Source organism: Pseudomonas sp. MAG002Y (genome assembly GCF_019400845.1).
GTDB lineage: Bacteria > Pseudomonadota > Gammaproteobacteria > Pseudomonadales > Pseudomonadaceae > Chryseomonas > Chryseomonas luteola.
This window is the reverse complement of record NZ_WOEJ01000001.1, coordinates 354,638-373,860: the sequence shown is the minus strand read 5'-3', so window position 1 is coordinate 373,860 and position 19,223 is coordinate 354,638. Positions and strand designations below refer to the sequence as shown.

The window sequence follows — 19,223 nt, the reverse complement described above, 5'->3', positions numbered from 1 at the left end:
TCAGTTTTGTTCGTCGCCATAGGGGTCGGGATGACCTAGTTCTGCCAGCAATTCTCGTTCCAGGCTTTCCATTTCTTCCGCTTCTTCGTCTTCGATATGGTCATAGCCAAGCAGGTGCAGGCAGCCATGAATAACCATATGAGCCCAATGGGCCTTGAGAAGCTTACCCTGCTCGGCAGCCTCGCGCGCGATGACTGGTGCGCAGATGATGACGTCACCCAGCAGCGGAATATCCAGCAGCTCGTCGGGTACATCGGCCGGGAAAGTAAGTACGTTGGTGGCATAGTCCTTGTGCCGGTAGGTGCGATTGAGTTCGCGACCTTCCGGCTCATCCACCAGGCGGATGGTCAGTTCTGAATCAGCGGTGCGCTGGCGGAGGGCGACCTCACACCAGCGACGTAACTCAGGTTCCTCAGGTAGATCGGGCGCTTCGCTGGCGATTTGTACATCAAGCTCAATCGTCATTCGTGTTTTCCCGCGACTGACGTTTGTCAGTCTGCTGTTGTTCGAAGCGATCATAAGCTTCGACAATGCGCTGTACCAGAGGATGACGTACCACGTCCTTTGCCAGGAAGTGCGTAAATCCAATGCCCGGCACGTCTTTCAGAACGTTGATGACATGGGCCAGGCCCGAGCGCGTGCCGCGGGGCAGGTCGACCTGGGTAATATCACCGGTGATAACGGCTGTAGAGCCGAAGCCGATACGCGTCAGGAACATTTTCATCTGCTCGACGGTAGTGTTCTGGCTCTCGTCAAGAATGATGAAGCTGTTGTTGAGCGTTCGACCCCGCATGTAAGCCAGTGGAGCCACTTCGATGACCTGCCGTTCGATCAGTTTGGCTACGGTCTCAAAGCCAAGCATCTCGTACAAGGCGTCATACAAAGGACGCAGGTACGGGTCGATCTTCTGAGCCAGATCACCCGGTAGGAAGCCGAGCTTCTCGCCCGCTTCAACTGCGGGGCGAACCAGCAGGATACGGCGGATCTGCTCTCGTTCGAGAGCATCGACGGCACAGGCTACGGCGAGGTAGGTCTTGCCGGTGCCCGCCGGGCCAATGCCGAAGTTGATGTCATGGTCGAGGATCGACTTGACATACCGCTGCTGATTGGCGCCGCGAGGACGAATCATGCCTTTGCGGGTGCGCAGCGAGACATTCAGATCGCTCTGAGGCTCGGAAAGCCCCTCAAGGCCGGACTCCTGCAGAAACAGATGAACCATGTCAGGCGTCAGGTCATCTTCGGTCTTGGTCTCGCGATACAAGCGTCGCAGCAGATTTTCAGCCGACTGGATACGCTCCGGCGGGCCGACCAGTTCGAACTGGTTGCCGCGGTTGCGGATTTCGATATCGAGCCGTTTTTCGATCTGCCGAAGGTTTTCGTCGAGCTGGCCGCAAAGCTTGGCAAAGCGTTGAGCATCAAACGGTTCGAGAGTAAAGCGCCGAGGTTCTTGAGGTGTATTCAAGGAAGGAGTAATCGCCCTATAGCTGATGATGTTTACTTGAAGAGTAATCGGTTGTGCGCACTTGGCAAAGTGCGCACTCTACCAATAGTCAGACAGTGACTATGGCACCGGAAGTTGCATGCGGCTGCGCAATTTCTGCCAGAAGGGTGCCTCGCAGGGAGTGGGGCAGTGCGTCATCGATATGAACCTGGACGAACTGGCCAATCAGCAGGGCATTGCTAGAGCGGAAATTGACGATACGGTTGTTTTCCGTACGACCCTGGAGCATGCCTGGGTCCTTCTTGGAAAAGTCGCTGACCAGGATGGTCTGGACCGTGCCAACCATGCGACGACTGATCTCGAAGCCCTGCTGGTTGATGCGGGCTTGCAGGATCTGCAGACGCTGTTTCTTGACCTCTTCCGGGGTGTCGTCCACCAAGTCCGCTGCCGGTGTGCCGGGGCGTGCGCTGTAGACGAAGGAATAGGAGAAGTCGAAGCCGACATCCTCGATCAGCTTCATGGTCTGCTCGAAGTCTTTCTCGGTTTCGCCCGGAAAGCCAACAATGAAGTCAGAGCTGATGCAGATATCAGGAACCGCCGCCTTGAGTTTGCGAATACGTGATTTGTACTCGATGGCCATGTGGTTGCGCTTCATGGCTGCCAGGATTCGGTCAGAACCCGACTGCACCGGCAGATGCACGAATTTGGCCAGCTCCGGGATCTCGGCGTGTGCCTGGATCAGGGCGTCGGAAAACTCCAGCGGATGCGAGGTGGTGTAGCGAATCCGGTCGATACCATCAACGGCCGCCACCACGCGCAGCAGCTCGGCAAAGTCGGCGATCCGGCCATCATGGGTCAGGCCGCGATAGCCATTGACGTTCTGTCCGAGCAGAGTGACTTCGCGAACGCCATTCTCGGCCAGGTGAATCACTTCGGCCAGGACGTCATCAAAGGGTCGACTGACCTCTTCACCACGGGTATAAGGCACAACGCAGAACGTGCAGTACTTGCTGCAGCCTTCCATGATCGAGACGAATGCGCTGGGACCATCGACACGAGGTTCGGGCAGGCGATCGAATTTCTCGATTTCCGGGAATGAAATGTCGACCTGTGGCGCGCGAGTAGCCCGGGCCGCGTCGATCATTTCAGGCAGGCGATGCAGTGTCTGAGGGCCGAACACCACGTCGACGTAGGGCGCACGATCACGAATCGCGGCGCCTTCCTGGCTGGCCACGCAGCCGCCCACGCCGATCACCAGCTCGGGGTTCTGTAACTTCAGTTCGCGCCAGCGGCCCAGTTGTGAAAAGACCTTTTCCTGAGCCTTTTCACGAATGGAGCAGGTATTGAGCAGGATCACATCGGCTTCGGCCGGATTTGCGGTCAGCTCCAGCGCCTGATGCTCACCGAGGAGGTCGACCATGCGGGACGAGTCATACTCGTTCATCTGGCAGCCGTGAGTTTCGATGAAAAGCTTCTTGGTCATGCGCGCTTCGTCGGGGAAAAATTGAGGACCGCATATTATAAGGATGAGAGTCCTTGCTTCCTAGCACTGATCGTCTCCTCACTGCTATTATCCGTCCCCGTTTTCATTCCTGTTACCCATCATCATGAGCAAACCAGCGATCTATAAGGTGATTTTTCATAACCAGGGACAGGTTTACGAGATGTATGCCAAGCAGATCTATCAAAGTGATCTGTGGGGCTTTCTCGAAGTCGAAGAATTCGTCTTTGGCGAGCGTACGCAAGTCGTCGTAGACCCCAGTGAAGAAAAACTGAAGTCCCAGTTCGAAGGCGTTATCCGCAGCTTCGTTCCCTTGCACTCGGTCATCCGGATCGACGAAGTGGAGCGTCTTGGCCAGGCCAAGATCAGCGAAGCCAAGGGCGGAACGAACGTCATGCCATTTCCGGTACCAATGCCGGAGAAATAATGCCGCAAAACGCAGCCGTCATACCATGCGGCTGCGTCTACCGGTTTGTCAGGGAAGTGGCGCGAAAGGATTTCCGGTGCCTGCCGTCTGCAAATCCTGCAGGTAGTCTCTGAAAATCTGACCCAGCACTTGGGTTGCAATTTCCAGCTCATCCCTTCTCATCTGCTCAGCTACCAGATCCGCGGTGTCCATGGCGTCTTCCGAGCCGTTGATGGCGGCCATCTTGAGTACGATATAGGCCTGCACGGTATTGGCCTGAACACCTTCGCCACGGAAAAACATGGTGCCCAATCGGTACTGCGCATCAGCATGGCCCTTCAGCGAAGCCTGCTCGAACCAGATACGAGCCTGATTCAAATCCTTTGGGGTCTGTTTGCCATCGTAGTAAAAGCTGCCTAGCTCATATTGCGCCTGCGCATCACCGGCGCGGGCAGTCTGCTGGCACTTGGAGAGAGCTTGCGGAAGCTCTTCCGGGGCTGCATTGAGGTTGCAGCGGCTGGTGCTGGGAATGAGCAGGGAATTACCGCCCGCAAAGGCGAGCAGCGGGAACAGGAGCAAGCTGGTAATGATGAAACGGCCGGCGCGGTGCATGGAACGCCTCCAGGATCGAGGCAGGTTTTTCTGGAAACCCGACCGGCGAAACGCGCCGGCTCGCACATTATGAGTGAAGCCGATACCACCTTACAAAAAATTTACGCAGTTACGATGAACTTTTTTTGTAATTGCCTGATATCGGCTGTTTCAAACTGAGAGGCTCATTGCAAACGATGGTTCCGCTCCGTTTGCCTACAAGCGAAACCATCGATAGGCGGTACTCAGTTTTTCAGCGCGGCAAAAGCACGTTCGGCTGCCTTGAACGTGATGTCGAGTTCCGCTTCGCCATGTGCAATGGAGGTGAAGCCGGCTTCGAAAGCGCTGGGTGCGAGATAGACGCCACCTTCCAGCATCAGGTGGAAGAAGCGCTTGAAGCGCTCGACATCGCTGGCCATGACGTCATTGAAGGTCACGATGTCGTCTGCCGTGCTGAAATAAAGGCCGAACATGCCGCCTGCCTGGGTGGTAACGAACGGAACGCCTGCTGCCTGGGCACGTTCGCGCAACCCGATCAGCAGACGGGTTGTCAGGGCGGTCAGCTCGTCGTGGAAGCCGGGACGGCTGATGAGCTTAAGCGTCGTCAGGCCAGCTGCCATGGCGAGTGGGTTACCGGACAGCGTGCCGGCCTGATAGACCGGGCCAAGCGGTGCAATCTTTTCCATGATGGCGCGCTTACCGCCAAAGCACCCGACAGGCATGCCTCCACCCACGATCTTGCCAAACGTGGTGAGGTCCGGTGTGATTTCGTAATGAGCCTGGGCACCACCCAAGGCAACGCGGAAGCCAGTCATGACCTCGTCAAAAATCAGCACCACGCCATGTTCATCGCACAGGGTACGCAAGCCCTGCAGGAAGCCGGGGGCAGGCGGTACGCAGTTCATGTTGCCGGCCACGGGCTCGACAATGATACAGGCGATATCCGCGCCTACTTTCTGCAGGGTTTCCTTGACGGCGTCCAGGTCGTTGTAGGGTAGGGTCAGGGTGTGCTGGGCAAACGCAGCGGGTACGCCAGGAGAGCTGGGAACGCCCAAGGTGAGGGCACCAGAGCCCGCTTTTACCAGAAGACTGTCCGAATGGCCGTGATAGCACCCTTCAAACTTGATGATGGTGTCGCGACCGGTATATCCACGTGCCAGGCGAATGGCACTCATGGTGGCTTCGGTGCCTGAGCTGACCATGCGCACCATTTTCATGGAGGGCACCAGCTGGCAGATCAGATTGGCCATTTCGGTTTCCATGGCAGTTGGTGCGCCATAGGACAAACCATGTTCAAGCTGGCGGCGCACAGCATCCAGTACGTCGGGATGACTATGCCCCAGAATCATCGGGCCCCAGGAGCCTACATAGTCAACGTAACGCTTGTCGTCTTCGTCGATGACATAGGCGCCTGCGGCATGCTTGAAGAAAAGGGGCGTGCCGCCCACACTTTTGAAGGCGCGAACTGGGGAGTTGACGCCACCTGGAATATGCCTCTGGGCATCGGCGAACAGTGTTTCGGAGCGTGACATGGCGAATTCTCTACGAAATGGGGTTGAACAGTGCACTGAATGCCCGGGCGCGGCGCTCTACCTCTTCGGCAGAAGGCGCGGAAAACAATGCATGAATGACGGCAATCAGACTGGCTCCACGCTCGATCAGTGAGGGGGCATTGTCGAGGGTAACGCCTCCAATGGCGCACACCGGCACGGTGAAGCGGCGTTGCGCCTCGATCAGCAGTTCAGGCGTGGCCGCCGGTGCGCCGGGTTTTGTGTTTGAGTTGAAGAAGCGACCAAAGGCGATGTAGCTGGCGCCTTCCAGGACAGCGCGTTCCGCCAAGGCCAGCTGGGCATGGCAGGTACCTCCTAGAATTGCCGCCTGACCTAACTGTTGGCGTGCTTCGGCGAGGGATCCATCTTCCTGCCCCAGATGCAGGCCCACACCCAATTGGAGTGCAAGCTCAAGGTCGTCATTGATGATGAGGTCTGCGCCGTGGCGTCTACACAGCTCGGACAGTGCCTGAGCTTCGTCCCGACGGCGGACCTGGTCGCTGGATTTGTCCCGATATTGAATCAGGCGAGCACCGCCCTTCAATGCGGCTTCCACATAGGGGAGAAGCTTGTCGTCGGCCAGGAGCTGGCTGTCGGTAATGGCGTACAGACCACGCAGTGGAGTCATGAGCAGAAGTCCAGTGGCAGGCGACGGGGAATATACTGGCCGCGGCCGGGACGCTCGGCATCACGCAGGGTGCGCCAGGTGTAGTCCAGAGCTGAGCGAACTGCGCTGGGCAGAGCTTCTCCCAAAGCCAGCCGACCGGCCAGTGCGCTGGCCAGCGTGCAGCCCGAACCGTGATAGCTACCGGGAAGGCGCTGGCAGATAACGGTTTCCTGATGCCCGTCACGGGTGTACAGGCGATTGTGCACTTCCTGCTCGTCACCATGACCGCCGGTGATGAGCAAATGCTCGCAGTAGGGGAGAAGTTTGTCGGCACACGCGTCTGCCGTCCCTTCCGGCAGCTCGGCCAGGATGCGGGCCTCGGGGAGGTTAGGCGTGACAATCGTTGCGCGCGGCAACAGCCGCTCGCGGATGGCATAACCCACCTCATCCTTGCCAAGGGCTCCACCACCACCGGCGCGTAGCACCGGGTCGCACACCAGTGGCAACTGTGGATGATCCGCGAGGATATCCAGTACTGTTTCAACCATTTCGATAGAACCAAGCATGCCCAGCTTGACGGCTGCGACAGGAAGATCCGTCAGCACGGCGTTGGCCTGGGCCATCACCCAGGCACGGTCCAGTACACGAAAGTCGGACACGTTGATCGTATCCTGAACGGTCAGCGCGGTGACGGCGGGTGCCGCATGGCAGCCCTGGGCGATCAGGGCTTCGATGTCTGCCTGCAGACCAGCGCCGCCGCTGGGGTCATGACCGGAAAGGCAAAGGACGACGGGACGAGCGTTGTGTGTATTCATGGCAAAAAGCTTATCACTAAACAGGCTGAACAAAGGCTCCGGTCGGCAGTGTAGCTGCTGGGCCGGCCTGTGATAGAGTGCCGCACCTAACTCAATGCTTGAAGGGATGCGTCGCACGAGAGGGCAGTTTGTGCATGATGCTGCCTGCGGGCTTTTCTGGCGAAGCCTTTTATATGCGCAACTGGTTCTTTTTCATTCTGCTCGCATGGCCCTGGTGGGTACAGGCCGTTGAGTTCGATGAGTCGATCGAACGATTGTCCCTCGGACAGTCACTTGAGGTATTCGAGGATGTTCGTGGCACATCGACTATCGAAGACATCACATCACCGGCATTAAGTGGCAGCTTTATCCGGCATGGCGAAGATGTTTTTGGGGCCGGCTATTCACGCTCGGCCTACTGGATTCGCCTGGACCTTGCGTATCGACCCAAGACCGGCATTGGGCCCAAGAGCTGGCTGCTCGAACTCTCCTACCCACCACTCGACCGCTATGATATTTACGCACCCGATGCGCAAGGTGTGTACCGATTGGCCCAGCGCATGGGGGATACTCTGCCGTTCAGCAGTCGTCTGATTCGGCACAGCAGCTATCTGTATCCGCTGTCGTTTGCACCGGGAGAGACCAAGCGGCTGTATCTGCGGGTTGAAAGTCAGGGGTCCGTTCAGGCCCCGCTGGTGCTCTGGACCACCAGGGCGTTTATCGAGGCCGAGCCGGCACGTGTTTATCTGCTAGGTATCATCTACGGTGTTCTGCTGGTGATGATGCTCTACAACCTGCTCATTTTCCTCAGCGTTCGCGATCCCAGTTATCTGTATCACATCTTTTATGTCGGCTCGTTCGGCTGCTATCTGCTGTCAATCAACGGGACCGGCTCCGAGTACCTGTGGCCGGACAGTCCTCGCTGGGCCAACATCGCAACGCCATTCTTTGTCGGCATGGCAGGTATCTTTGGTAGCCAGTTCACCCGACATTTCCTGCAGACCCGCCAGTACAGTCGTCGAATCGACCTCTGCATGAAGGGCCTGATCCTGCTGGCCTACCTGTGCGTCCTGACGTCACTGAGCTGTGACTACGCGACGGCGATGCGGTTGGCCACGCTCCTGGCACTGATCTTTATCTTTGTTGTGTTCACGGCCGGTATCCGGGCCTGGTTCGACGGTATGCGTACCGCGCGTTACTTCATCATCGCATGGTCGATTTTCCTGCTTGGCGGGCTGGCCAATATTCTGATGGTAGCCGGTCTGTTGCCTTATAACTTCCTCACGGTCTATGCGAGCCAGATTGGCTCGGCGCTTGAGGTAGCCTTGCTTTCGTTGGCTCTGGCTGACCGGATCAATGCCATGCGCGAGGAACGGGCGCGGATTCTCGAAGAGTCTCGCCGTGCACTGGAGCGGTTGAACGAAGAGCTGGCCAACAGTAATCGCTTGAAGGATGAGTTTCTGGCTACCGTGACCCATGAGTTGCGAACGCCTATGAATGGAGTCATCGGCTCGCTGGAACTGATCCAGACGCAGCCCATGACGGTGGAGCTGGAGCAGTACCACCAGTCCGCCAGCGAGTCCGCGCGAGCAATGATGCGCATGGTGGATGACATCCTGACCCTCACCGAACTGCGTGCCGGCAAGCAGGTGGCTCGACGGGTGCCGTTCAGTCTGCATGGACTCTTTGACAGTTTGCGTACGCGCTATACCCCGAGTGCCGAGGCCAAGCGTCTGGCGTTCCAGGTGGAGATCGACCCGGCATTGCCCGATACCCTGGAAGGTGACGCACCAAAGCTGGCCAGAGCCTTGGGGCATCTGATCGAAAACGCCATTAAGTTCACGCATGAAGGATCGGTAACGGTGCGCGTACAGGCGCATCCGGATGCGCAGGCAGATGCTTATCGCCAGCCGCTGCTGATTGAGGTGGTCGATACGGGTATCGGGTTTACACCGGAGCAGAGCGAGCAGCTCTATCAGCGCTTCCATCAGCTCGATGGTTCCCTGACGCGCCGCTATGGCGGATTGGGAATTGGCCTGGCCCTGTGTCGCAAGCTGATCCATCTCCTGGGGGGAACGCTCAGCCATTCCTCGCAGGTGGGGACTGGAAGTCGCTTCCGCATGGCTATTACCTTGCCGCTACCGGGGCGTGTGGCGCTGCCGGCACCTGCGCGCCGCGCCTGTGTGCTGACGACACGGCAGCCCGCTAATTGCATGGTTCTGATTGTGGAGAGCAATGCTCATGACGAGATGATCCTGCGTGGCATGCTGCTCCGGCTGGGCTATCAGGTGCGGACTGCCGATTCAGGCTCTCAGGCACTTGAACTCCTGGATCAGGTAACGGTGGATGCCGTCCTGCTCGATTGCCAGATGCCGATCATGGATGGGTTTGCCATCTGTCGGGCCATTCGGGCATTGCCCGATTGCGAGGAGTTGCCGGTGCTGGCGTTGTCATCCCATCCACACCACGGTGATCGGGAACGTTGCCTGGCGGCCGGGATGAGCGATTACCTGGCCAAGCCGGTCAGGCTGGGTGAACTGCAAACTCTTCTACAGGATTGGCTGCTCTGTCAGGCTCCGGTTCAGACGTCATAGAGGGCTATACTGGGCAGCTACTTATGTTCAGGTATTTCTTTACATGGCGCTTTGGACGTTACTGCGCGATTTTCTCTTTCGCCATCGACTGGCCTATTGCGGGGCAATCACCTGCCTGTTGGGCGTAGGCCTCTTGAATCTGACGCTGCCCTGGTGGGTAGGCAAAACCATTGATGCACTACGAGCCGGTGAGCTTGGGCAAACGGAGCTGCTAGGGCGTGTCGCCCTGCTGGCGGTGGTTGGTCTTGGGCTCTATGTGCTTCGTTATCACTGGCGGGTACGGTTGTTCGGAACTGCGTACAAGGTAGGCGTGGAGCTGCGCGATGCGTTTTACGCCAAGCTTACCCGACTGGATCCCGGCTTTTTTCAGGCGAGTCGTACGGGCGATCTACTGGCACGGGCTACCCAGGATATCGATGCAGTAGAGATGGCTGCCGGTGAGGGCGTGTTGTCCAGTTTTGATGGGGCCATGACCCTGGTGCTTGTACTGGCAGTCATGCTGGTCGGTATCGATGCGCCGTTGGCGCTCATGGCCCTGCTGCCGTTTCCGTTCATGGCCTGGGGGTTCTACCACGTGGCGAAGCGGGTTCAGCAACGCTTCGGGCAGACCTTGCAGCGCTTCTCAGACCTCAATGATCGCACTCAGGAGGCTTTGAGCGGGCTGCGTATGCTGCGACAGAACGCGCTGATCGAAGCGGAGCTGGATGATTTTGACGAGCGCGCCCGTGCGGCGGCTAAGGCTGATTACGCTGTTCAGCGAACCGAAGCCAAGTACGAGCCCATTATCTTCGTAGCGCTAAGCTGCGCCACACTGCTGACATTGATCGTGGGCACCGGACGCTACATGCAGGGCGCCATTACGCTAGGACAGCTGACCAGCTTTAGCCTTTACCTTGTACAACTGATCTGGCCAATGTTTGCCATTGGCTGGTGCCTCAATATCCTCCAGCGCGGAGAGGCGGGAGGGCGTCGCCTGCGGGAATTTTTTGCTTCCGTAGAAAGCATCCGAGACGAGGGAACACTGACGCCCGAGCCCGGATCGACGTTGAGCGTGAATATTCCTTCCTTTGTCTATCCTCAAGGCCAGACGCCTGCGTTGCAGGATATTCACTTCGAGCTTCCGGCAGGAAGTACGCTGGGCATTGTGGGCGCCACAGGCAGCGGGAAGAGTACCTTGCTGCGGCTGCTGCTCCGTCAGTACCCTTTGACGGACGGCGAGATTCGCCTGGGCGATCATCCTCTTGAGGCGTACTCACTGGAAGCGTTACGGGCTCAGTTTGCATACGTTCCTCAGGATCCTTTCCTGTTTGCCCGCAGTCTGGCTGAAAACGTTGCGCTCGGACGACCTGAGGCTACACCCGAGCAGATCCGGGGCGCTCTGACCGACGCGGCCTTTGCCACAGACCTCAAGCAGCTCCCCGAAGGGCTTGAAACGCCGGTGGGTGAGCGCGGTGTAACATTGTCTGGAGGTCAGCGACAGCGGGTAGCCCTGGCGCGTGCACTGTTATCCGATGCGCCTATCCTGCTGCTGGATGACACGCTGTCGGCCGTTGATACCGCGACCGAAACACGTCTGCTCGAGACGCTGGATCGCCTGGGCAATCGGACGCGCATCATTGTGAGCCATCGTCTGTCCGCCGTACGGGAGGCTGATCAGCTGATTGTGTTGGAGGAGGGCCGTATCGCCGAGCGAGGCTCGCATGAACAGTTGCTGGCGCAGGGTGGTGTCTACGCCCGACTCTGGCAGCTGCAACAGGCAGGAGGCGAACATGCCTAAGCATCGTGTTATCAAATTGCTGCTGGGGCCGGTGCTGGCCAATCCGCGCCGGCTGATGGCGGCTGTGGCTATCCTGATTGGGGCAACTGTCATGGACGTGATGGGCCCCTGGTTGACCAAGCATTATCTGGATACCTACCTGGTGCCTGGCGATCTGCGGGCTGAGCCCCTGATCGTGCTGTTCCTGATCTATGTAGTAACCCAGGCGCTCGCCGCACTCGGGCGTTACCTGCAAAGCCTGCGGTTTGCCGGCATCGCCATGGATACGGTACTGCTGTTGCGTCGGCGGTTGTTCCGCCATGTTCTGCACTTGCCGCAGAGCTTTCATGACCGTACGGCAACCGGGGAGCTGGTTGCGCGGGTAACCAATGACACAGATGCCCTGCGTGAACTCTATGTCGCGTTTTTGGGCACCATTGTTGGCAATATTGTGCTGCTGATCGGCATTCTGGTGGCCATGGCGCTGATGAATGTCCATCTCATGATGATCGCCATGCTGCTTATCCCGGCGGCCGCCTTTATCGTCTGGCTGTATCAACGCTTGAGCGGGCCGGCTGCCATGCGGGTGAGGGCGCTGCGCTCCGAGCAGAGCGCGCGTCTCAATGAGGCGATTGGCGGAATGGCTATTATCCAGGCCTTCAACCAGACCGCGCCGTTCCGCAAGCACTTCCATGATCTCAACCAGCAACAGTACGAGGCACGAATCAGTACGGTACGTTTCTCGGGCCTGCTCTTGCGTTCGGCGCTCGATCTGGTGAGCGTGATTGTGCTGGCGGTATTGCTCCTGACCTATGGTCTGAATCACTTGGGTGGAGGAGCCGAGATCGGGGTGATGTACGCCTTTGTGACTTACCTGGGGCGAGTGACCGAGCCACTGATGGAAATCACTCAGCGGTTCAACCTCTATCAGCAGGCGAGCGTTGCCGGTACGCGACTGCTTAATCTGCTCGATCAGGCCCAGGCACTACAGGGTACTGATAGCCGGCCGGTGGACAAGGCCTGCTTTGAGCTCAAACAGGTTCGCTTCCGGCATGAAGGTGCAGATCACGACACGTTGAGCGATATCAATCTGGAGATTGCCCCCGGCACGTTCCTGGCGATCGTCGGGCCGACCGGCAGCGGGAAGTCGACCCTGCTTGACCTTCTGGCCGGCTTGCAGCCGGTAACGGGTGGCCAACTCCTACTGGATGGCCGTGAGCTATCAAAACTGACACCTGAGGCATTGGGGGCCGCCATTGCTACCGTACCGCAGGAGCCATTCATCCGTTCCAGCACCCTGCGCGATAACCTGCTGCTGGGCAGTGAGGCAGAGCCGTGGCGTCTTCAGGAGGCCCTTGATGATGCTCACCTGTCTCCTCTAATTGCACGGTTGCCCGAGGGGCTGGAAACCCGTCTGGGTGAGCGTGGCTTTACGCTTTCCACGGGTGAGCGGCAATTGCTGGCGCTGGCGCGAGCCCTGCTGCGCCAGCCCAAGGTGTTGCTGCTGGATGAGGCGACGGCCAGTATCGACAGTGAAACCGAAACGCTCTTGCAGGAAGCGCTGCATGACTTGCGCGGTAAGGTGACGATGATTGTAGTGGCGCACCGGCTGTCGACGATCCGTGATGCTGATCGCATCATTGTGCTTCGGCAGGGCCGGCTGGTGGAGGAAGGAAATCACACACAGCTGCTGTCCAATCCAGAAGGGCATTATCATCACCTGTGGAATCAGCGCCGGGATTCTGAGCAATTGTCAGATAACCGTGATCCAACTCAGCTACTCTCTGACTAAATGCTGGCAAAGGGGCTGTCTGGCCTGCTGATGAGTCGACGCAGGAGCCAGATTGCCTCGTTCATTCTTGAGTAAGGAAATCGTGCATGCCTCAGACGTTCGAAGATGGTTTTGTTGCAGCCCATTCGGCTAGCGAGGCGGTGGATCGGCTGGCTGCGCTGCATCAGCAGGCAACCCAAGCCTTGAGCAGTGCGCTCAAGCGCTACCTCAAGGATCGTATCGAGCCGACCGAGGCCGAGCGACAGCTGTTCCGGTATCCCGAGATCCGTCTGTGCTACCGCTCCTCCCAGGCGGTGCCGACTACCACGCGGGCCTATGCCAAGGTGCAGCTTCCGGGTACTTACCGGGCCACCGTTACGCACCCGGCTGCCTTTCGCAAATACCTGCTTGAGCAGCTCGAACCGCTCATGGCGGAATACGACATTCTGGTCGAGGTGGGGCCGAGCGAGCAGGATATCCCCTATCCCTATGTGGTGGAGCAGGGGGATGAACTGGCCGGGTCGGGCGTGACGGCCGCCGAGCTGGCGCGCGTCTTTCCCAGTACCGACCTGTCCGCCGCCCACGACGATATCGCCGATGGCCTGTATGACTGGGCTCAGGAGACCATTCTTCCCCTATCGCTGTTCGATGCCGCCCGGACGGACTTTTCCCTGCGTCGTATCGTGCACTATACCGGCAGTGACTGGCGCCATGTGCAGCCCTGGATTCTCCTGACCAATTACCACCGCTATGTCGATCAATTCATTCGTCATGGCCTACAGCAGCTGCGGGACGATCCTCGGTTCGTGCGTATGGTACTGCCGGGTAATGTCACCATCGAGCGCGGCCTGGATGATGGCGAGGCCCAGTCCATCATTGGCGGTATCGCCTGGCATCGCTTTCAGATGCCGGCCTATCACCTGATCGCCGCGGATGGTCATGGCGTTACCCTCGTGAACATCGGGGTGGGGCCATCCAATGCCAAGAACATTACGGATCATCTGGCCGTCTTACGTCCGCACTGCTGGCTGATGATCGGCCATTGTGGCGGACTGCGGCAGTCACAGAACATCGGCGATTACGTACTCGCGCATGCCTATATGCGTCGTGACGGCATTCTGGACCGTGTATTGCCGCCTCACATACCAATCCCGGCCCTGGCCGAAGTGCAGGTGGCCCTGGCCGAAGCGGCAGCTCAGGTGACGGGCGACCGTGGCGAGGCGCTCAAGCGCCGGCTGCGAACCGGCACAGTGCTGACCTATGACGACCGTAACTGGGAGCTGAGATGGGCGCAGGAGCGGCCTGTCATCAATCTGGCCCGCGCCATTGCGGTGGATATGGAGAGCGGCACTATTGCGGCTCAAGGGTATCGACTGCGCGTCCCGTACGGCACTTTGCTCTGTGTGTCAGACAAACCCCTGCACAGCGAGATCAAGCTGCCGGGCTCGGCCAATGCATTCTACGAGCGAGCCGTCAGTCAGCACCTGGCAATCGGTATTGCGGCATTGGACCTGCTCCGGGCGCAACTGGACTCGCTGCACTCGCGCAAGCTGCGCAGCTTTGACGAACCGCCTTTCCGTTGATACCTGAAAACAAAAAGGCCAGCGTAAAGCTGGCCTTTTTCTTATACGCCTAGACTGGCCAGGCCGATGTAAGTGGCGGCACCGCCTAGGTAACCCAATAGCGCCAGCAGGCTGATGCGTTTCAGGTACCACATGAAGTCGATCTTCTCCATGCCCATTGCTGCTACGCCAGCTGCCGAACCGATGATCAGACAGCTGCCGCCTGTACCGGCGCAATAGGCCAGCATTTCCCAGAATCGCCCATCGGCCAGGAAATGGGTGAGCCAGCCGGCGTCAGCTGAGCTGGCCGCCGTCAGCGCTTCAGGGGAGACCAGCGGATACATTTTCATGGCGCCTGCTACGAGCGGTACATTATCGACCACCGATGACAGGAGACCGATCGCGATATTGATGGCATAGACATCGCCTAAGCCGTCTTTCAGCCAAGTGGCGACCTGCACAAGATGGCCTGCCGTCGCCAGGCTGGAGACTGCCAGCAGAATGCCCAGGAAAAACAATACGCTTGGCATATCGATCCGGCGCAGTACGCCAATCACGGACAGCGGGTGCTTGTCTTCATCGTTCTTGCCGCGATGAATGATTTCAGTCACGACCCACAGTACGCCAAGGCCCAGCAGAACACCCATGTAGGGCGGCAGGTGTGTCACGGTCTTGAAGATCGGCACAAAGAGCAGGGCGCCAATGCCCAGAGCAAAGACAAGGTTGCGCTCGAACGGAGTGGTTGGATTCGCATTATTCTCATGCTCATCCATTGCCGGTCGCTCGGCTTCGCCCTTGAGCCTGAAGCTGAGCAGCACCAGGGGAACAAGCAGGCAGACCAGGCTGGGCAGGAACAGACTCATGACGATACCGCTGGCCGAGATCTGGTTTCCAATCCACAGCATGGTAGTCGTTACATCGCCAATAGGTGACCAGGCGCCACCCGCATTCGCGGCAATGACCACAATCCCGGCGTAGAACCAGCGCTCCTTGGCATCGGCAATGAGTTTGCGCAGCAGGGAAACCATGACGATGGTAGTCGTCAGGTTGTCTAGCGCGGCAGACAGGAAGAACGTGATCAGGCCTACCAGCCATAGCAGGCTGACGCGCTTGTTGGTACGAATACGGTCGGTAATGACCGTGAAGCCTTCGTGGGCATCGATCAGTTCGACGATGGTCATGGCGCCCATCAGGAAAAACAGGATCTCCGAGACCTCGCCCAGGTGGTGGCGCAGCTCCTCGACCACGAAATGAGTGTTGTCGCTGCCGGGCTGCAGATGCGGCAGGATTTGATCTGCGCCCAGCACCAGCAGCGTCCAACTGACAACGGCTGTTAGCAGCGCCGAGGCGGCTTTATCGATTTTCAGGGTGTGCTCGCAGGCGATACAGAGGTATCCGAGCACGAAGGTTAAGGCCATGAAGACATACATGAGCGGCTTTCCAGGGCAGGGAGTCAGGTCGAAACCTTTTCCAATCATTACAGGGAGGGCGCCGAGGATGCCTTATATGTTTCAAAAAATGAAGAAAAAGGCACAAAAAGGATTGCTTCTCGGGTCGTCAAACGGCCTATCGATACCCCTGGGCCTGCAGCTGGAATAGATGAGCGTACCGGCCATCCTGGGCGACCAGCGCGTCGTGGCGTCCCTGTTCGATGATACGGCCATGCTCCAAGACCACAATCTGATCAGCCGAGCGAACCGTAGAGAATCGGTGAGAGATCAGGATCGTCATCTTGCCTTGGGCATGCTGACGAAACTGCTCGAAAACCTCTGCCTCGGCGGCAGCATCCATGGCAGCCGTAGGTTCGTCGAGTACGAGAATGTCGGCCTGGGTACGCATGTAAGAGCGTGACAGTGCGATTTTTTGCCATTGTCCGCCTGACAGTTCCTGCCCGCCTTTAAACCAGCGACCCAGTTGTGTCTGATAGCCTTGGTCGAGCCGCTCGATGAAGTCGCTGGAGCGTCCACGTTCGGCTGCTTCCTGCCAGCGCTGCTCGTCGTCAAAGGCCTCAACATCGCCCACGCCCAGGTTTTCGCCAGCGCTGAACTGATAGCGAATGAAGTCCTGAAAAATCACACCGATACGTTGCCGCAAAGCTTCTGTGTTCCACTCCTGAAGGTCGCTGCCGTCCAGCAGGATACGGCCCTCGCTAGGTGTGTAGAGCCGGGTGAGCAGTTTGATCAGTGTGGTCTTGCCTGAGCCGTTCTCGCCCACCAGCGCCAGGCTTTCACCATGCCGCAGGTGCAGCGTAATCCCCTCGAGGGCGGCCCGGGAGGCGCCTGGGTAATGAAAGCTGACCTGCTCGAAGCGGATGCCATCGCCTGGGGTCTGGCCTTGTTTCAAGCTGCCATGCTCAGCGGCCACAGGCTGTTCGAGATATTCATACAGGTTGGAAAGATAGAGGTTGTCTTCATACATGCCGCTGATGGCGGTCAGGCTGCTGCTCACTGCCGCCTGGCCCTGTCGGAACAGCAGCAGATACATGGTCATTTCACCCAGGCTGATGCGCCCTTGTACAGTGTCCACCACGATCCAGACATATGCGGCATAAAATGCCAGTGTTCCGAGCAGACCGAGCAGAAAGCCCCAGGTATCCCGGCGGATCGTCAGGGCGCGGTCTTCGGCATAGAGTTGAGTGAAGATATCGCGGTAGCGCTGGAGTAGACGTGGCGCAAGGCCAAAGAGTTTGACCTCCTTGATATGATCTTCCCGCGCCAGGACCGCTTCAAGATAACCTTGCATGCGGGCCTCAGGGGAGCGCCGCCGAAACAGGCGAAAGGCATCACCCGAAAACTTGGCTTCGGCAAAAAAGACAGGCAATGCCCCGACCACCAGGATAAGCAGCGCCCAGGGTGAAAAATGAATCAGCAGGATGGCAAAGCTGATCAACGAAAGGCCGTTCTGCATCAGGCTGAACAGCTTGTTGACCAGGGACAGCGGCCGGATCGAGGCCTCGCGGCGGGCGCGGGTGAGCTTGTCGTAGAATTCCGAGTCTTCAAATTGGACCAGTGACAGTTGCTGGGCCTTTTCCAGGATCATCAGGTTGACCTTTTGCCCCAGCAGGACGCGCAGCAAAGACTGCTGGACGGAGAGGCCCCGCTGCGCCGCTGCGATCAAGGCGACCACGCCGGCTTCCATGACCAACAGCCAGAGCACGGGCGACAGCACAACGTTCCCCTGTGTCTGATGCAACTGCATGGCCGCCACGACCGAATCCACGATCTGCTTGCCGAGCCAGGCGGCCAGCGCTGGCAACACACCTGCTACCACGGTAGCCAGGGCAAGTCCCAGGGTCAGGGCAGGAGAGGTCGACCACACGAGGCCCAATGCCCGTGAGCTGTATTGAAAAAGGCTGAGCGCCCGGTGTCGCCAAGGCTGGCGCGGCGCAGGGGGTATGGCTGTCATGGGGTATTGGAGTGCATTCCTGGCGGGGAAATCCGTCAGGAATGCTGCCATGATCGTTATGGCGTCTGCCAGTTAATCATCAGGCCTGCTTGCGAAAACGCCCCTCGGCGTCGGCTGTCTTCATGGCGGCAACTACCGAAAGCGGATCGACCCTGAAGGGCTCGTTGTGAATGGTTTCCCCTTCCGCGCAGGCCAGTTCCGCAGCCTTGAGCAGGTCTGCATCAGACGCATTGGCCAGACCGATATCTGCCAGAGTAAGCGGCAAGCCGATTCGCTGACTGAACGTGAAGGCTTCATCAATGATGGCAGGCTTGCGGCCACTCAGGATCAACATGGTCAATACGCCAAACGCAACCTTCTCGCCGTGCCAGTAGCTGTGGGTCTGGGGCAGGGCGGTGAAGCCATTGTGAATCGCGTGAGCAGCTGCCAGGCCGCCGCTTTCGAAGCCTAGTCCGGAAAGAAGGGTATTGGCTTCGACGATATGCTCCAGGGCTGGCGTGACGACCTGTTGCTGACAGGCATGCAGTGCGAGTGGGCCATATTCCAGAAGCGTGTCATAGCACAGGCGTGCCAGGGCATAGGCGGTGAAAGGGCCGGGTCTTCCTGTCATGTTGCCAGCGCCGCGGATACGGCAGTCTTCTGCCTCGAACCAGGTCGCCATGGCGTCGCCCATTCCTGATACCAGAAAGCGCGCAGGGGCCTGGGCAATGATACCGGTGTCTACCAGTACAAGATCCGGGTTTCGCGGCAGAAACAGGTAGCGCTTGAAAGCACCTTCTGCGGTATAGATTACTGAAAGCGCACTGCATGGAGCATCGGTAGAGGCCAGGGTAGGCACAACGGCCACAGGTATGTTCAGTTCGTGGGCCAGCGCCTTGGCGGTGTCGAGTGATTTGCCACCACCGATCCCGACGATAGAGTCAGGCAGGTGCTGACGCGCCACTCCAGCCAGCCGTGCGACTTCCTCGTCGCTGCACTCGCCGTTGAAGCGGATACGCTGGCATTCGAGCTGATGCTGACAGGCCTTGTCGAGCGCTGCCCCCAGATGGTCGTCGGCAAAGGGGTCAAGAAGGGCCAGGGTACGTTTACCGAAGCGTGCAAGCTCCTCACCCAGGTGGTTAAAGGCTCCGTTACCTTGAACATAGCGGGAAGGGAAAATTGCCGTCGTGAGCATGGGGCAGGTTCCTCTGAAGTGGATTAGCCTGACTATGGAGCGTTTGGGAGGGCGCGCTATTGTCCTGAATC

At 58.5% G+C, this 19,223-nt stretch carries 15 protein-coding genes; 5 read left to right on the top strand and 10 right to left on the bottom strand.

Translation table 11 applies throughout. The features are described 5' to 3' along the window. The 3 genes from ybeY to miaB form a co-directional block, all read right to left on the bottom strand. Positions 1-465, bottom strand: coding sequence for an rRNA maturation RNase YbeY (gene ybeY, locus GM154_RS01720; protein WP_019364056.1), 465 nt, complete (start codon positions 463-465; stop codon positions 1-3). Continuing rightward, positions 455-1,462 carry a PhoH family protein gene (locus GM154_RS01715; RefSeq protein WP_125887212.1) on the bottom strand — a complete coding sequence of 336 codons (1,008 nt, stop codon included), beginning with the start codon at positions 1,460-1,462 and terminating at the stop codon, positions 455-457. Before GM154_RS01715 ends, ybeY begins: the two co-directional genes overlap by 11 nt. An 88-nt stretch (positions 1,463-1,550) precedes the next feature. Beyond that, positions 1,551-2,924, bottom strand: coding sequence for a tRNA (N6-isopentenyl adenosine(37)-C2)-methylthiotransferase MiaB (miaB, locus tag GM154_RS01710; RefSeq protein ID WP_074822997.1), 1,374 nt, complete (start codon positions 2,922-2,924; stop codon positions 1,551-1,553). 124 nt (positions 2,925-3,048) lie between these two features. Between miaB and GM154_RS01705 the strand changes: the two genes are divergently transcribed. Next, positions 3,049-3,369 carry a DUF1820 family protein gene (locus GM154_RS01705; protein ID WP_010797115.1) on the top strand — a complete coding sequence of 107 codons (321 nt, stop codon included), beginning with the start codon at positions 3,049-3,051 and terminating at the stop codon, positions 3,367-3,369. Between the two features lie 48 nt (positions 3,370-3,417). Here the strand turns inward: GM154_RS01705 and GM154_RS01700 are convergent, their stop codons facing one another. The 4 genes from GM154_RS01700 to GM154_RS01685 all read right to left on the bottom strand — a co-directional run bounded on the left by GM154_RS01700 (position 3,418) and on the right by GM154_RS01685 (position 6,911). Beyond that, the gene (locus tag GM154_RS01700) at positions 3,418-3,960 is read right to left on the bottom strand and encodes a tetratricopeptide repeat protein (protein WP_010797116.1); all 543 of its coding nucleotides are present in this window, start codon (positions 3,958-3,960) and stop codon (positions 3,418-3,420) included. A gap of 224 nt (positions 3,961-4,184) precedes the next feature. Continuing rightward, on the bottom strand, positions 4,185-5,471 hold the full coding sequence (gene hemL, locus GM154_RS01695; protein WP_219650747.1) for a glutamate-1-semialdehyde 2,1-aminomutase: 1,287 nt from the start codon (positions 5,469-5,471) through the stop codon (positions 4,185-4,187). Positions 5,472-5,481: 10 nt separating this feature from the next. Next, positions 5,482-6,117: a thiamine phosphate synthase gene (gene thiE / locus GM154_RS01690; protein WP_010797118.1), complete on the bottom strand. Its 636-nt coding sequence runs from the start codon at positions 6,115-6,117 to the stop codon at positions 5,482-5,484. Further along, positions 6,114-6,911, bottom strand: a complete 798-nt coding sequence (locus GM154_RS01685; RefSeq protein ID WP_219650745.1) for a hydroxymethylpyrimidine/phosphomethylpyrimidine kinase — start codon at positions 6,909-6,911, stop codon at positions 6,114-6,116. Before GM154_RS01685 ends, thiE begins: the two co-directional genes overlap by 4 nt. A gap of 173 nt (positions 6,912-7,084) precedes the next feature. On the opposite strand from GM154_RS01685, the gene GM154_RS01680 reads away from it, so the two are divergent. The 4 genes from GM154_RS01680 to amn all read left to right on the top strand — a co-directional run bounded on the left by GM154_RS01680 (position 7,085) and on the right by amn (position 14,594). Further along, positions 7,085-9,484, top strand: coding sequence for a hybrid sensor histidine kinase/response regulator (locus tag GM154_RS01680; RefSeq protein WP_219650945.1), 2,400 nt, complete (start codon positions 7,085-7,087; stop codon positions 9,482-9,484). 43 nt (positions 9,485-9,527) lie between these two features. After that, positions 9,528-11,261: an ABC transporter ATP-binding protein gene (locus tag GM154_RS01675; protein ID WP_219650743.1), complete on the top strand. Its 1,734-nt coding sequence runs from the start codon at positions 9,528-9,530 to the stop codon at positions 11,259-11,261. Continuing rightward, a complete protein-coding gene (locus GM154_RS01670; RefSeq protein ID WP_219650740.1) occupies positions 11,254-13,032 on the top strand; it encodes an ABC transporter ATP-binding protein in 1,779 nt (592 codons plus the stop codon). Before GM154_RS01675 ends, GM154_RS01670 begins: the two co-directional genes overlap by 8 nt. A gap of 86 nt (positions 13,033-13,118) precedes the next feature. Then, positions 13,119-14,594 carry an AMP nucleosidase gene (gene amn / locus GM154_RS01665; protein WP_010797123.1) on the top strand — a complete coding sequence of 492 codons (1,476 nt, stop codon included), beginning with the start codon at positions 13,119-13,121 and terminating at the stop codon, positions 14,592-14,594. Positions 14,595-14,635: 41 nt separating this feature from the next. Here amn and nhaD read toward each other — a convergent pair whose 3' ends face one another. The 3 genes from nhaD to GM154_RS01650 all read right to left on the bottom strand — a co-directional run bounded on the left by nhaD (position 14,636) and on the right by GM154_RS01650 (position 19,152). Beyond that, positions 14,636-16,003 (bottom strand): sodium:proton antiporter NhaD, encoded by a 1,368-nt coding sequence (gene nhaD / locus GM154_RS01660; RefSeq protein ID WP_197872193.1) that lies wholly within the window; start codon positions 16,001-16,003, stop codon positions 14,636-14,638. A gap of 136 nt (positions 16,004-16,139) precedes the next feature. Continuing rightward, positions 16,140-18,029: an ABC transporter ATP-binding protein gene (locus tag GM154_RS01655; protein WP_374940294.1), complete on the bottom strand. Its 1,890-nt coding sequence runs from the start codon at positions 18,027-18,029 to the stop codon at positions 16,140-16,142. A 28-nt stretch (positions 18,030-18,057) separates the two neighbouring features. Next, positions 18,058-19,152 (bottom strand): glycerol dehydrogenase, encoded by a 1,095-nt coding sequence (locus GM154_RS01650; RefSeq protein ID WP_219650738.1) that lies wholly within the window; start codon positions 19,150-19,152, stop codon positions 18,058-18,060. Positions 19,153-19,223: the final 71 nt, after the last annotated feature.